Here is a 13,349-nt window from a genome sequence, read left to right as displayed (position 1 = left end):
CGAATGGGATACGTGTGGGTGCATTGTGATGTGCCGACACTTTTTTTATTGCTTTAAAATCACTTGTCGATGACAGATCTTTATATTTTCCTAAAATAATTTGGAGGTGGCTGGTTATTAGCAAAGATAACATGAACGTTAATGAGAAAATCAGAGCACGTGAAGTACGTCTCATTGATAACAACGGTGACCAATTAGGAGTTAAATCTCGTCAAGAAGCACTTGAAATCGCTCAAAATGCCAATCTTGACCTAGTATTGGTAGCTCCAAACGCAAAACCGCCGGTCTGCCGCATCATGGATTACGGTAAATACCGTTTCGAACAGCAGAAGAAAGAAAAAGAAGCTCGTAAAAAGCAGACGACCATCAAGGTGAAAGAAGTCCGCTTAAGCCCTGGAATTGAAGAGCATGACTTCAATACAAAACTGCGCAATGCTCGTAAATTCCTCGAGAAAGGCGATAAAGTGAAGGCTTCTGTCCGTTTCCGTGGACGTGCCATTACGCACAAAGAACTTGGGCAAAAAGTTCTTGAGCGTATGGCGGAAGAGTGCAAGGACGTTGCACAAGTTGAAACGAAGCCGAAGATGGAAGGACGCAGCATGTTCTTGATGCTGGCGCCATTGGCTGAAAAGTAAGCACAGATTGAACTAAGCAGAAGGAGGAACAACTCATGCCAAAAATGAAAACCCATAAAGGTTCTCAAAAACGATTTAAAAAGACAGGTACTGGAAAAGTGAAACGCTCCCATGCGTTCACAAGCCACTTGTTCGCTAACAAGTCTACAAAACAGAAGCGTAAATTGCGTAAAGCTACCCTTGTATCTAAGGGCGACTTGAAGCGTATCGCTCAAATGCTGCCAAAAAAATAAGACAACTGAGATATATGATCCAAAATAGGAGGGATTTATCATGCCACGAGTAAAAGGTGGAACAGTGACACGCCAACGTCGTAAACGTGTCCTTAAATTAGCAAAAGGTTATTATGGTTCAAAACATGCATTATTCAAAACTGCAAAACAGCAAGTGATGAAGTCAGGTCAATATGCTTACCGTGACCGTCGTCAGAAAAAGCGCGACTTCCGTAAGCTATGGATCGCTCGTATTAATGCTGCAGCTCGTATGAATGACATTTCATACAGCCGTATGATGCACGGCCTTAAGCTTGCAGGAATCGAAGTAAACCGTAAGATCCTTGCTGATCTAGCTGTTACTGATGAAAAAGGTTTTGCAAGCCTTGCTGAAAAAGCAAAATCAGCACTAAAATAAGTTATGTCTGAGGCCATTTCCGTACGCCGGAAATGGCCTTTTCTTTAACCTTTAATCCTTTAACAAAGTTAAATGATTAAAGGAAAAGCTTTCACCATAATGACTTGGCGACAAGCCAAGTATTTTTTTACAGAAGGAGTGAAAAAGTTCATGGATGTTTTTACATATCTTCTTATTTATTTGATTGCCATCAACGGGATTCTATATAGCTTGATGGGTGTCGATAAAAGTCGAGCACGAAAACGAAAGCAGCGGATACCGGAAAAGCAACTATGGGGGTTTGCTTTATTAGGGGGAGCGTTGGGTGGAAGTTTGGGGATGAATCATTTTCGACACAAAACGAAGCATCGTTCGTTCCTGTATGGTTTTCCTTTTTTAGTATTGTTGCAGGCAATCCTTGTCGGATACCTTGTCCTGAAGTTATATACGCCCTAATCTTGTCATAGTATAGGATAGGGGGGATATACATGGAACAGTTTGCACTGGGATTTATAGAACTCATGCAGGTAAGTGGCTGGTACGCCCCGATCTTATTTATATTATTCCATTTGCTTCGTCCATTGCTTTTCCTGCCCGTTGTTCTGATTTGCATTTCTGGAGGAGTATTATTTGGTGCCGTGGCAGGTACAGTGTATTCTGTAGTTGGTATTACTTTATCCAGCACCGTCTTTTATCAGCTTATCCAAAACGTACCTAGCCTGTTGAAGCGATTGCAGCGGCTGAAAAGTAAAGTGATAAAAAAACAGAACACATTAACAGTAAGTCAGGTAGCCGTCTTGCGTTTAGTGCCATTCATTCATTTTCATCTGTTATCCCTATGTTTGATTGAAATCTGTGTCGACTTTAAAGATTATATAAAGGCCTCCTTTTTATCTAATATCCCCCTTGCCTTTGTTTACACAACCGTGGGTCAATGGCTTACCAGAATATCCTTCCCGTTAATGGTTATTTTCCTTTTTTTACTGGCAGGTTTAACTTACTTAATCCGCAAAAAACAATACTCATTAACATTGAATGAATTCTTTCAGCCGAATGGATAAACCAAAAAAAGCGATCATCCTATGAAGGATGGTCGCTTTCCTTTTTTGGAGAATGAATGAAAAGACGATTGAGTGGATACTTCCATTCGATAGTGGCATATGGATACCGAATCAGTATTTCTTTTTCGAGAAAATAAATGTCTTCCCGTTCAATACCCTTCAATTGGCCTGGCTGCCTCGCGGAAACATTGATATTAACTACCTCAAAAGCATTTTCTGTTGTACCTAAATATTTTTCTCCTTCAAACAGGACGCCTTTATAGGTTATCAGGAAGTTTTGTTTGGTATTATCAGGATCATCATAAAAGTAGAACGCTTTACTTTCGTTAGCCAGTTTTAGCTTCCTCCCCGGGCTCTTAATATAAGAGTAGAAGGTGTAAAAAATGAATATGATTGCAAGTAATATTAGCAGTCGAAATAGAATGACAATCATAAGGGTTTCCTCCTGAGTTAGGAATTGATTACTTGGTTTACGAATACAGATACCCAAACGTTTCATGAAATGTTACATTTATTGTAGAAATTTAAATAAAGGATGAATTTAGTATGAATTGGGAAGAGTTGTTTGAAACACAATTACGTTTGGATCGCTATATTGAGGAAAACAATCAACTGGAAGAAACTGATTTGTTTGAAGACAAGATGCTTGCCCTTTTGGTAGAGCTGGGTGAGTTGGCTAATGAAACAAGGTGTTTCAAATTCTGGAGCAAAAAGCCACCAAGTTCTGAAGATGTTATTCTTGAGGAATACGTAGATGGCCTCCATTTCATTCTTTCCCTTGGATTAGAAAAAGGTCTCCGTTACTCAGACAAGCCGATTAAAACCGGGATTGAAGTGACTAAAGGATTTCACCAGGTCTATGAGAAGGCCTTGAAATTTAAAGCTAGTCCTGTAAAAGAACACTATCAGGAGATGTTCTCCAGCTTTTTATCCCTGGGAGCAGCCCTTGGTTTCACTGAAATGAAAATTAAAACGGCTTACCATGAAAAAAATCAGCAAAATCATAAAAGGCAGGATGAAGGCTATTGAAAGCGTTTTAATATTTTTTGTTAATTTTGAATAAACACGCTATAATAAAATAGTCAAACTTAATAGAGGGGGCAATTACATATGGCAAAAACAGATGAAACGTTGACCATGCTGAAGGACTTGACCGATGCCAAGTCCATTCCCGGTCATGAAAAAGAAGCTAGAGATGTAATGAAGAAATACATTACACCTTTTGCAGACGAAGTATATACTGATAATTTAGGCAGTTTGATCGCAAAGAAGTCTGGCGATACAAACGGTCCAAAAGTAATGGTAGCCGGTCATTTGGATGAAGTAGGCTTCATGGTAACCCGAATTGACGAGAATGGTTTTGTTTATTTTCAAACTGTAGGCGGCTGGTGGAGCCAGGTTATGCTGGCTCAGCGGGTAACTATTGTCACACGAGAAGAGACTGTTACTGGAGTGATCGGATCTAAACCACCTCACATCCTGCCTCCTGAAGCTCGCAAGAAACCAGTAGAAATCAAAGATATGTTCATCGATATTGGTGCTTCCAGTAAAGAGGAAGCAAAGGAATTTGGTGTGCGTCCTGGGGACTCTGTCGTTCCTTACTTTGAGTTTACTCAGATGAAAAATGAAAAAATGCTGCTTGCTAAAGCATGGGACAACCGGATCGGTTGTGCAATTGCTATTGAGGTATTAAAGCAACTGAAAAACGAAAAACATCCAAATACCGTTTATGGTGTAGGGACCGTACAGGAAGAGGTTGGCTTACGTGGTGCCCGTACTTCTGCTCATGCCATCAATCCTGATATAGCATTTGGTGTAGATGTGGGCATAGCTGGTGACACCCCAGGCGTATCCGATAAGGATGCCTCCAGTAAAATGGGAGAAGGTCCTCAGATTATTCTTTATGATGCTTCTATGGTTTCCCATAAAGGACTGCGCGATCTAGTGACAGATACTGCTGATGAAAAAGAAATTCCTTATCAGTTTGATGCCATTGCTGGCGGGGGGACAGATTCCGGGGCTATTCATTTGACTGCAAATGGAGTGCCTGCATTGTCCATTACCATTGCAACCCGTTATATTCATTCTCATGCAGCTATGCTACACCGTGATGATTTTGAGAATGCAGTCAAATTAATCGTAGAAGTCATCAAAAAACTCGATGCAGATACAGTGAAAGAAATTACGTTCAATTAATAGAAAGAGCTCTGCCCCTATTACAGGGGCAGAGCTCTTAACTTATCCTAAAGGATTAAAGTTGTTTTTCTTTTGAATTTATTGCTGGTTCACACTTTGTTCTAATGCTTCAAGCATTTCTTCTTTCTCACTCTCGCTTGATTCCTGCCAAATAAGTTCAAATAAAACACCAAGACCAGGAAGCATCTTTTCTTCCCCTTTTTGGATAGCATCTACAATAGTAGCTTCCAGTTGCTCCCTGTTATTTCCGGTGATATTAGAAAGTATGGCTTCCCTTAAGTTCAAATCCATGAATAGCACTCCTTTTTAACTTTTTCTTTGGTTAGTTTGACCTTCCTTCCCAATAATATGTATGATAAGCAAAGAAGCTAAGAAAAAGAGGTAAAAAAATGCTGACATCCTTACAAAATACACGAGTAAAACAATGGATTAAATTAAAAAAAAGGCGTGACAGAGAAAAGTCCCAAACCTTTCTGGTAGAGGGTTTTCATTTAGTTGAAGAAGCTGTGAAAAGCGATTGGGCAATCCAGGAAGTGATTGTGCAGGAAAATATGGAAGCTCCAATTTGGATGGCCCATGAACGAATAACGCAGGTTTCAAAGGAGGTTTTCGCGGCACTGGCGGATACGGAAACCCCCCAGGGAATAGCAGCTGTTGTGGAAATGAAGCAATTTAGTCCTGCATCCTTTCGCCATGTCCTGCTAATTGATGCTGTCCAGGATCCAGGAAATCTTGGTACGTTGATTAGAACCGCTGATGCTGCAGGTTTTAATGGGGTTATAATCGGTAAAGGTTCTGTCGATCCTTATAATGATAAGGTCATCAGAGCTACCCAAGGTTCCCTATTCCACATGCCACTGTTTTCTGGTGACCTCAAAGAATGGGTTGCTCAACTGCAGCAACAGGGAATGACTGTTTGGGCTTCTGCCCTGGAAAACGCTCAACCCTTCCAGAAAATTACCATAGCTGATAAAGCTGCGCTTATTGTCGGAAATGAAGGGGCAGGGATCCAGGAAGATTTGTTAGAGCTTGCTGATGAAAAAGTCTATATTCCGATATATGGACATGCAGAATCCTTGAATGTGGCAGTAGCTGCCGGGATACTCATGTACCATATGAAAATATAGGCTTGCAAGAATGCACTTGATTTTCTATAATAAATGAATAGTTATAGAGCGAATAGCATTGAAGGAGCCAGTAGATAATCATAACATCGATACAGGGAAGAAGTGCCACAGACTGCAAGCACTTCTATCGTGGTGATTATTGAACTTTCACTCTGGAGCTGGCATCTGATTAAAAGATGTTCCGGATGTCAATCCGTTATCCGTAATGAAGTGGGCATACCAAACGTATGTCAACAAGGGTGGTACCGCGAAACGGCCATATTGTCTCGTCCCTTTACCAGGGAGGAGACTTTTTTATGTTTCATGCGCTTAACTCCTGTTGAAAATAAAGGATCCAGCCGTTATAGGATCATGGTGTTAGTCAGGTTTATAACACATTTTTGAAAGGGCAATTTTGTTAACGTATTTAAGTAAAAGAAATACTTAGTCTATCGCCATAAAGGCTTGGCGAAATGCAGAGTTTTCTAATGTAAAAAGGAGGAGTATCGAAATGAAAGATCGTTTGCAGGAATTGCAATCAGAAGCGTTAGAGAAAGTGAAGCAGTCGGAGGATTTAAAAGCTTTGCAAGATGTACGCGTAGCTTATTTAGGGAAAAAAGGGCCAATTACAGAAGTGCTTCGGGGAATGGGCAAGTTATCCAAAGAAGAACGTCCAGTCATCGGCCAATTGGCCAACGATGTAAGGGAAAGCATTGCCAATGCTATTCAAACAAAGCAAGATAAATTAGAAGAAAAAGCAATGGAAAAGCAATTGGAAGAAGAAAGTATTGATGTCACCTTGCCAGGCCGTCCTGTGCATGTGGGAGGCCCACACCTATTGACGAGTATAATCGAAGAAATTGAAGATTTATTCATTGGGATGGGATTTGAAATCAAAGAAGGACCGGAAGTCGAAACTGATTATTATAACTTTGAGGCTCTCAACCTTCCTAAAGGACATCCGGCCAGGGATATGCAGGATTCTTTTTATATTACAGAAGAATTGCTTTTACGTACCCACACCTCACCTGTTCAGGCTCGGACGATGAAGCAGAAAGACGGGCATGAAGCGGTACGAATGATATGTCCTGGTAAAGTTTATCGCCGTGATACGGATGACGCCACCCATTCCCACCAATTCACTCAGGTAGAGGGGTTAGTGGTGGATGAGAATATTAAGATGAGCGATTTGAAAGGCGTACTTAATGCTTTTGCTAAGCAGATGTTTGGTTCAGAACGAGATATACGACTTCGCCCAAGCTTTTTCCCTTTTACGGAGCCATCGGTAGAAATGGATATTTCGTGTAAAATGTGTGGCGGGGAAGGCTGTTCTGTATGTAAAGGCACCGGTTGGATTGAGATCTTAGGCGCAGGAATGGTCCATCCCAATGTGTTGGAGATGGCAGGATATGATCCGGAAATCTACTCAGGGTTTGCATTCGGCATGGGACCTGAACGTATTGCCATGTTGAAGTATGGCGTCGATGATATCCGTCATTTCTACACGAACGATATTCGATTCTTAAAACAATACCATAAAGCGTAAGGGAGAGTCCGAACATGCTAGTATCTTTAAATTGGTTGAAACAATATGTGGATATAGAAAATCAGTCACCGGAAGAGTTAGCTGAGCTGATTACGAAAACAGGCATAGAAGTAGAAAGTATCGAACCCATAGCTGAGCAGCTGCATGATGTCGTGGTCGGCCATGTTCTTTCATGTGAACAGCATCCAAATGCAGATAAGCTTAATTTATGTCAGGTAGATGTCGGGGGAGAAACGCTGCAGATAATATGTGGAGCACCGAATATTGCTGCCGGACAAAAAGTCGCAGTGGCCAAACCGGGTGCTGTGTTACCTGGGAACTTCAAAATTAAAAAAGCGAAGCTGAGGGGTGTAGAGTCCAATGGAATGATTTGCTCTCTTCAGGAGCTTGGAGTTGATGAAAAAGACATACCGAAAGAGTTTGTCGACGGAATTTTTGTTTTCCAGGATGAAGTGGAAGTCGGAGTGAATGCGATCGAGCTGTTGAACTTGGATGATATGATTATTGAACTTGGCCTGACCCCAAATCGTGCTGATTGCTTGAGCATGCTAGGAGTCGCTTATGAAGTGGCGGCGATATTGGATCAGCCGTTCACCCCTCAAGAGGAAATCATTCATCCAGTGCAAGAAAAAGCATCTGACTTTATTTCTGTCCATGTGGAAGATCCTGATTTGAATCCTTATTATGGAGCATTTATAGTCAAAGATGTGAAAATAGGACCGTCCCCATTATGGATGCGAAATCGATTGATTGCCGCAGGGGTGCGCCCAATTAATAACGTGGTTGATATCACGAATTACGTATTGCTAGAATATGGCCAGCCACTCCATGCGTTTGATTTGGACCGTTTCGAAACAGACGAAGTGGTCGTAAGGAGAGCGAAGGAAGATGAAACGATCACCACTCTGGATGATCAAAAACGCAACTTAAAACCGGATCATCTAGTGATTACTAATGGCAAGCAGCCGACAGCGATTGCCGGTGTCATGGGTGGTGCTGATTCCGAGGTACACGAGGGTACATCAAATATTTTATTAGAAGCAGCATACTTCCAGCCGGGTGCAGTACGTACTGCATCTAAAGACCACGGGCTCCGAAGTGAAGCCAGTACGCGTTTTGAAAAAGGCGTGGATCCGAACCGAGTTGTTCGTGCAGGAGTGAAAGCGTGCGAATTGCTTGAACAATATGCTAACGGAAAAGTGTTAGAAGGCGTAGTAGAATTTGATCAATTGGACAGGGAGCCTAAAAAGGTAGATGTTACTTCTTCCCATATCAATGAGCGACTGGGAACCACTATATCTGATGAGGAAATTGCCGATATTCTTCGCCGTCTTCAGTTCGGATATGAACAGAAGGGAGAACTGTTTACGGTAACAGTTCCAACTCGCAGAGGGGACGTTGAACTTTTCGAAGACATGCTGGAAGAAGTAGCGAGAATCTATGGTTATGATAATCTGCCTTATACTTTGCCAGGCGGTGCCTCCCAGGCGGGTGGCCTTACTCTACAGCAGCAGTTAAAGAGAAAAGTAAAAAACTACCTTCAGGGAGCAGGCCTGGATGAAACAATCACTTACTCGTTAACCAATGCTGAGCGAGCAGGTCAATTGGTCAGTCGTGAGGTTAAGGAACAGGCAGCAGCACCTATTTCCTTAGCGATGCCAATGAGCGAAGAGCACAGTCATCTTCGACTGAGCATATTACCGGAATTACTTGCTTCCTTATCTTATAACGTGGCAAGAAAACAAACCGACCTTGCTTATTATGAATTAGGGACTGTATTTATCAGTGAAGAAGAACAGGTTACTGTGCAGCCAAAAGAGCAGCTGCGTTTGTCAGGAGCCCTTACTGGTAATTGGCTGCTGCACCCGTGGCAGCAAGAAAAGAAAGCAGTCGATTTCTTTGTTGTCAAAGGGTTAGTAGAAGGAATGGCTTATTTGCTTGACCTGAAATTGACTTTCAAACAGTCTAAACTCCCGGATATGCATCCTGGACGCACAGCTGATGTTTATCTTGGTGGAAAGGTAATCGGCTTTATTGGTCAAGTACATCCAAAGCTGCAAAACGACCTGGATTTGAAGGACACCTATGTATTTGAATTAAATGCTGAAGAGTTATTCGATCATTATCAAAAAGAAGAAGCATTCCAGGCTATTCCTAAATACCCTTCCATCAGCAGGGATATTGCATTGGTGGTAGAGGAACAGTCTGCAGCAGGTGAAATTGCTGAAACCATCCTGCAAGCAGGCGCTCCATTAGTGAAAGATGTTCGCATATTCGATGTCTACCAGGGTGAACATTTGGAAGAAGGTAAAAAATCCATCGCCTTCAATCTGTTCTATATGGACCCAAATCGCACACTGAAAGACAAAGAAGTGGAAGATGCTCACGAAAAAATTCTTACAGCAGTGAAAGAGAAACACCAGGCAGAATTAAGAGGTTGATAAAAAGAGCTTGCCGAATTGACGGTAAGCTCTTTCTTATAGATATTTATTAGCTTTTTGAGTGGTGGCAAAATGGAGCTTTGCTATATCGCCCAGCTTATTTTTTCCATACTTTTTGATAACGGCGGCAGCAGCCCTGTCCACTTGCAGGGATGCTCCTTTGGGGATTGTTAGGCCGACATCCGCCTCGATATCTTCCATTGCTTTCACAAAACTGGCTCTGGCAAGAATGGATGCCGTGGCAACGGCAATCGAATAACTCTCTGCTTTTGTCATGAAGTATACATTTTCCTGTAATTTATTTCCTTCGGATGCCAGGTGGCGTTTATAGACGTCAGGTTCTGAAAATTGATCCACTAGAATCCCCTCTGGACGCTCAGGCTTTATTTTCACCAAAAGTTTTTCCAATGCGTGATGATGGAGCATGGTTTTCATTTTCCCCTGGCTCCAGCCTTTAGCTTGTAACTGGTTATATTTTTTATTATTCAATTTCAACAAAGTATAAGGGATTTCCAAGTGGATAAGATCCTTTGCAATTGAGCGAATCTTATCATCGGTCAGGTGTTTGGAATCTTTGACACCAAGCTCCTTCAAGAGAGCAACCTGTTCTGAATTTACATAAGCTGCCGCAACTGTGATCGGCCCAAAGTAATCGCCGGTTCCTGCTTCATCAGAGCCAATATGAGAACTGGAAAATAAAGATTGTGGCGGTTGATAGGCATGTTTTTTAATTTTTTTCTTAACCTGTTGCTCGGCAGTTCCCCATTTAGCTGCTTCAGCTTCCGGGCTTTTACCTTGGAATAATACCTTTCCGGAACGATAAGCTGTAATCGTGCTCCCCGGTGTCTTGGCTACAAATAGGGCGGATGGAGGCACATCCGGTTTGATCTGTGCTTTATAATAATCTTTCATTTCATTTAAAGTGTTTTTTGCTACGGTAAGTACAACTTGACCCATTTTTATAATCCTCTCTCTTTTAGCACGAAGGCTGCTAATATTTATGCTTAGTATACCAGACGACAGAATAAGACAGAACCGTACAAAGTACGATAGATTTAGTTTCCCTATTTATCCCCTTCGTGTTAAGATAAACTTTAGGATTCTATTGTCAGGGGGGATACTATGTCCCATTCAAAAGATAAAAAATCACGAACTACCGTAGAGATATATAATCGTTCCTATACGATTGTTGGAGAGGAATCACCAAACCGTGTCAAGTTGGTGGCAGGACTTGTAGATCAGAAGATGCGTGAAATCCAGGAGGGTAACCGTTCCTTGGATACTTCCAGACTTGCGGTCCTGACGGCAGTCAATACGATGAATGATTACATAGCTTTGAAAGAATCGTATAATGAACTCCATGAGAAATTGAAAAACATTGAAGAAAAGGAAAGAAAACAAGATGATTGATATTCTGCTTATTATTATGTTGATTATTGGATTACTGAATGGATTACGCCGCGGGTTCATCCTTCAGCTTTTCCATATTATTGGCTTCATAGCCGCTTTTGTTGTCGCTGTTTTGTATTACGATGATTTAGCGGAACGACTGACCCTCTGGGTGCCTTATCCTGATTTACCAAGTAGTGCCGAATGGGCGGTTTTCCTGGAAAGTCTTCCATTAGAAGTGGCCTTCTACAATGCAATCGCTTTTGCGATTCTCTTTTTTGGTGTGAAGATCATCGTACAAATAATAGCATCTATGCTGGACTTTGTGGCAGATCTGCCAATATTGCGCACATTAAACGGTTTATTAGGCGCGGTTCTTGGATTCATCGAAACGTATTTGATTCTATTTATCCTCCTATCTATTGCCGCACTGCTCCCGCTTGAAGCAGTGCAAAATGCATTAGATAACGCCACAATTGCCCAGGCAATAATTGAACATACACCGATGTTCTCGCAGCAGCTGAAGTCGCTCTGGTTTGAGCATGTAGCAGCCCTATTATAAAACTTCTCTTAAACGGAGAAGTTTTTTCTTTACGAGATTGGAAAAATCATAGCAAGGAGTGGATGGCATGGCAGTAGATAAAAAACAAGTAATCAAATTACTGGAACAAGTAGCAATATATCTGGAACTGAAAGGGGAAAACCCTTTTAAAATATCAGCCTATAGAAAAGCTGCTCAGGCATTGGAACAAGACGAACGTTCCTTAAGTGAAATTGACGACTTTACGAAGCTGAAAGGAATCGGAAAAGGCACAGCAGAGGTAATTAATGAGTTCATAGAAAATGGAAAATCTGATACATTGATGCAACTTCAGGAAGAAGTACCACGTGGTTTGGTACCACTGTTGGATTTACCGGGACTGGGCGGGAAAAAGTTATCTAAACTCTATCAAGAATTAGGAGTAACAGATGCTGCTTCCCTGAAAAGTGCTTGTGAAGATGGACGAGTGGAAGAATTACAGGGCTTTGGAAAAAAATCGGCAGAAAAGATAGTCAAGGCACTTGAAGAAGCGGATAGCCGTCCGGAACGCCTTCCGATAGCCATGATGCTGCCATTGGCGGAAAAAATCGAGGCATTCCTTGATACGTTGAAAACAGTGGAAAAATACTCCCGTGCTGGAAGCCTGCGCAGAATGAGGGAGACGATTAAAGATTTAGATTTTATTATCGTTTCAAATCATGCGGAAGCGACACGTGATGAATTATTAGACTACCGGGAAATTGAAGAAGTGATTGCTTCTGGTGAAACAAAAGTTTCTATTGTTGTAAATGAAGGATATGATATCAGTATAGACTTTAGGATTGTCAAACCGGAGGAATTTGCGACTACCCTCCATCATTTTACCGGATCAAAGGATCACAATGTGGCCATGCGGCAATTGGCTAAACAACAGAATGAGAAAATTAGTGAATACGGCATCGAGAATGTAGAAACGGGAGAAGTGAAAACTTTTAAAGAAGAAGAAGAGTTCTTCGCTCATTTCGGCCTGCATTGGATTCCGCCAGAAGTACGTGAAAATTTAGGTGAAATTGAAAAAGCACAAGAGGAAATCAATTTAATCGAACTTAAAGATATTAGAGGCGACCTTCATATGCACAGCACTTGGAGTGATGGAGCCCAGTCGATTCGCGAGATGGCAGAACAGGCAAAACAGATGGGGTATGAGTTTATTGCCATCACAGACCACTCTAAGTACTTACGAGTAGCCAACGGCCTTAATGAAAAACGTTTACGTAAACAACGAGAAGAACTTGATAAAATCAATGCAGAGATGGAAGGTTTTCATATTTTTGCCGGTATAGAAATGGATATCCTTCCGGATGGCTCACTGGATTTTGACGATGCCTTTTTGCAGGAAATGGATTTTGTTATTGGGTCCATTCATTCAAGCTTCACGCAGTCACAAGATAAAATCATGAAACGGCTGGTAAATGCGATGGAGAATCCGTATGTTCATATGATTGCCCATCCAACCGGACGTTTGATAGGCAGAAGAAAAGGATATTCGGTGGATTTAGATACATTAATAGAAAAGGCGGAGCAGACCGGCACTATACTTGAATTGAATGCCAACCCGAACCGGCTCGATCTGAATTGGGAAACGTTAATTAAAGCCCAGGAAGCAGGAGTGCATATAGCTATCAATACTGACGCCCATAATTATTCCATGCTGGATCATATGAGGATAGGTGTTGGAGCTGCCCGCAAAGGGTGGCTGCGTAAGGAAAATGTGATTAATACTTGGAAAAAGGAGGACTTAGTAAACCTTTTCCAAGGAAAAGCCAGGAAATAAAGGAGTCAATCA

Annotated in this window: 16 protein-coding genes and 2 other annotated features (1 of these 18 only partly in view); of the genes, 13 read left to right on the top strand and 3 right to left on the bottom strand. The window is 41.7% G+C overall.

Annotated features, from left to right (window positions below):
* Nucleotides 1–52, top strand: a sequence feature (ribosomal protein L20 leader region); it begins 76 nt to the left of the window's first position.
* 79 nt (nucleotides 53–131) lie between these two features.
* From infC to FHS45_RS14695, 5 genes are all read left to right on the top strand, one after another.
* Complete coding sequence (gene infC, locus FHS45_RS14715) at nucleotides 132–635, top strand: translation initiation factor IF-3 (RefSeq protein ID WP_062447192.1); 504 nt, start codon at nucleotides 132–134, stop codon at nucleotides 633–635.
* 35 nt (nucleotides 636–670) lie between these two features.
* Nucleotides 671–868, top strand: a complete 198-nt coding sequence (gene rpmI, locus FHS45_RS14710; protein ID WP_062447188.1) for a 50S ribosomal protein L35 — start codon at nucleotides 671–673, stop codon at nucleotides 866–868.
* Between the two features lie 40 nt (nucleotides 869–908).
* Entirely contained in the window at nucleotides 909–1,265 is a 357-nt protein-coding gene (gene rplT / locus FHS45_RS14705) for a 50S ribosomal protein L20 (protein WP_062447185.1), read from the top strand.
* A gap of 99 nt (nucleotides 1,266–1,364) precedes the next feature.
* Nucleotides 1,365–1,700 carry a DUF1294 domain-containing protein gene (locus tag FHS45_RS14700; protein WP_243847151.1) on the top strand — a complete coding sequence of 112 codons (336 nt, stop codon included), beginning with the start codon at nucleotides 1,365–1,367 and terminating at the stop codon, nucleotides 1,698–1,700.
* Nucleotides 1,701–1,732: 32 nt separating this feature from the next.
* On the top strand, nucleotides 1,733–2,305 hold the full coding sequence (locus FHS45_RS14695) for a TVP38/TMEM64 family protein (RefSeq protein ID WP_062447179.1): 573 nt from the start codon (nucleotides 1,733–1,735) through the stop codon (nucleotides 2,303–2,305).
* A gap of 19 nt (nucleotides 2,306–2,324) precedes the next feature.
* Here FHS45_RS14695 and FHS45_RS14690 read toward each other — a convergent pair whose 3' ends face one another.
* Nucleotides 2,325–2,738 (bottom strand): hypothetical protein, encoded by a 414-nt coding sequence (locus FHS45_RS14690; protein WP_062447174.1) that lies wholly within the window; start codon nucleotides 2,736–2,738, stop codon nucleotides 2,325–2,327.
* A gap of 113 nt (nucleotides 2,739–2,851) precedes the next feature.
* Here FHS45_RS14690 and FHS45_RS14685 point away from each other — a divergent pair, with 113 nt between their 5' ends.
* A complete protein-coding gene (locus FHS45_RS14685; protein ID WP_062447172.1) occupies nucleotides 2,852–3,334 on the top strand; it encodes a dUTP diphosphatase in 483 nt (160 codons plus the stop codon).
* An 81-nt stretch (nucleotides 3,335–3,415) separates the two neighbouring features.
* Nucleotides 3,416–4,501 carry a M42 family metallopeptidase gene (locus tag FHS45_RS14680; RefSeq protein WP_062447170.1) on the top strand — a complete coding sequence of 362 codons (1,086 nt, stop codon included), beginning with the start codon at nucleotides 3,416–3,418 and terminating at the stop codon, nucleotides 4,499–4,501.
* A gap of 78 nt (nucleotides 4,502–4,579) precedes the next feature.
* Here FHS45_RS14680 and sspI read toward each other — a convergent pair whose 3' ends face one another.
* Nucleotides 4,580–4,792 (bottom strand): small acid-soluble spore protein SspI, encoded by a 213-nt coding sequence (gene sspI, locus FHS45_RS14675; RefSeq protein ID WP_062447167.1) that lies wholly within the window; start codon nucleotides 4,790–4,792, stop codon nucleotides 4,580–4,582.
* Between the two features lie 98 nt (nucleotides 4,793–4,890).
* Between sspI and FHS45_RS14670 the strand changes: the two genes are divergently transcribed.
* The 3 genes from FHS45_RS14670 to pheT all read left to right on the top strand — a co-directional run bounded on the left by FHS45_RS14670 (nucleotide 4,891) and on the right by pheT (nucleotide 9,594).
* Nucleotides 4,891–5,628, top strand: a complete 738-nt coding sequence (locus tag FHS45_RS14670) for a TrmH family RNA methyltransferase (protein ID WP_062447165.1) — start codon at nucleotides 4,891–4,893, stop codon at nucleotides 5,626–5,628.
* Between the two features lie 49 nt (nucleotides 5,629–5,677).
* Nucleotides 5,678–5,905, top strand: a binding site (T-box leader).
* A gap of 213 nt (nucleotides 5,906–6,118) precedes the next feature.
* Entirely contained in the window at nucleotides 6,119–7,153 is a 1,035-nt protein-coding gene (gene pheS / locus FHS45_RS14665) for a phenylalanine--tRNA ligase subunit alpha (RefSeq protein WP_062447162.1), read from the top strand.
* A gap of 14 nt (nucleotides 7,154–7,167) precedes the next feature.
* Entirely contained in the window at nucleotides 7,168–9,594 is a 2,427-nt protein-coding gene (gene pheT / locus FHS45_RS14660) for a phenylalanine--tRNA ligase subunit beta (protein WP_062447159.1), read from the top strand.
* Nucleotides 9,595–9,630: 36 nt separating this feature from the next.
* Here pheT and rnhC read toward each other — a convergent pair whose 3' ends face one another.
* A complete protein-coding gene (gene rnhC / locus FHS45_RS14655) occupies nucleotides 9,631–10,551 on the bottom strand; it encodes a ribonuclease HIII (protein WP_062447156.1) in 921 nt (306 codons plus the stop codon).
* 165 nt (nucleotides 10,552–10,716) lie between these two features.
* On the opposite strand from rnhC, the gene zapA reads away from it, so the two are divergent.
* From zapA to polX, 3 genes are all read left to right on the top strand, one after another.
* Nucleotides 10,717–11,004, top strand: coding sequence for a cell division protein ZapA (zapA, locus tag FHS45_RS14650; protein WP_062447154.1), 288 nt, complete (start codon nucleotides 10,717–10,719; stop codon nucleotides 11,002–11,004).
* Entirely contained in the window at nucleotides 10,997–11,545 is a 549-nt protein-coding gene (locus FHS45_RS14645) for a CvpA family protein (protein WP_062447152.1), read from the top strand. The genes zapA and FHS45_RS14645 overlap by 8 nt, the downstream gene beginning before the upstream one ends.
* 67 nt (nucleotides 11,546–11,612) lie before the next feature.
* Nucleotides 11,613–13,337, top strand: a complete 1,725-nt coding sequence (polX, locus tag FHS45_RS14640; protein ID WP_062447150.1) for a DNA polymerase/3'-5' exonuclease PolX — start codon at nucleotides 11,613–11,615, stop codon at nucleotides 13,335–13,337.
* The last annotated feature ends 12 nt before the right edge of the window (nucleotides 13,338–13,349 follow it).

This window comes from Thalassobacillus devorans (assembly GCF_011761345.1).
GTDB lineage: Bacteria > Bacillota > Bacilli > Bacillales > Halobacillaceae > Thalassobacillus > Thalassobacillus devorans.
This window is presented reverse-complemented; position numbering and strand designations above follow the sequence as displayed.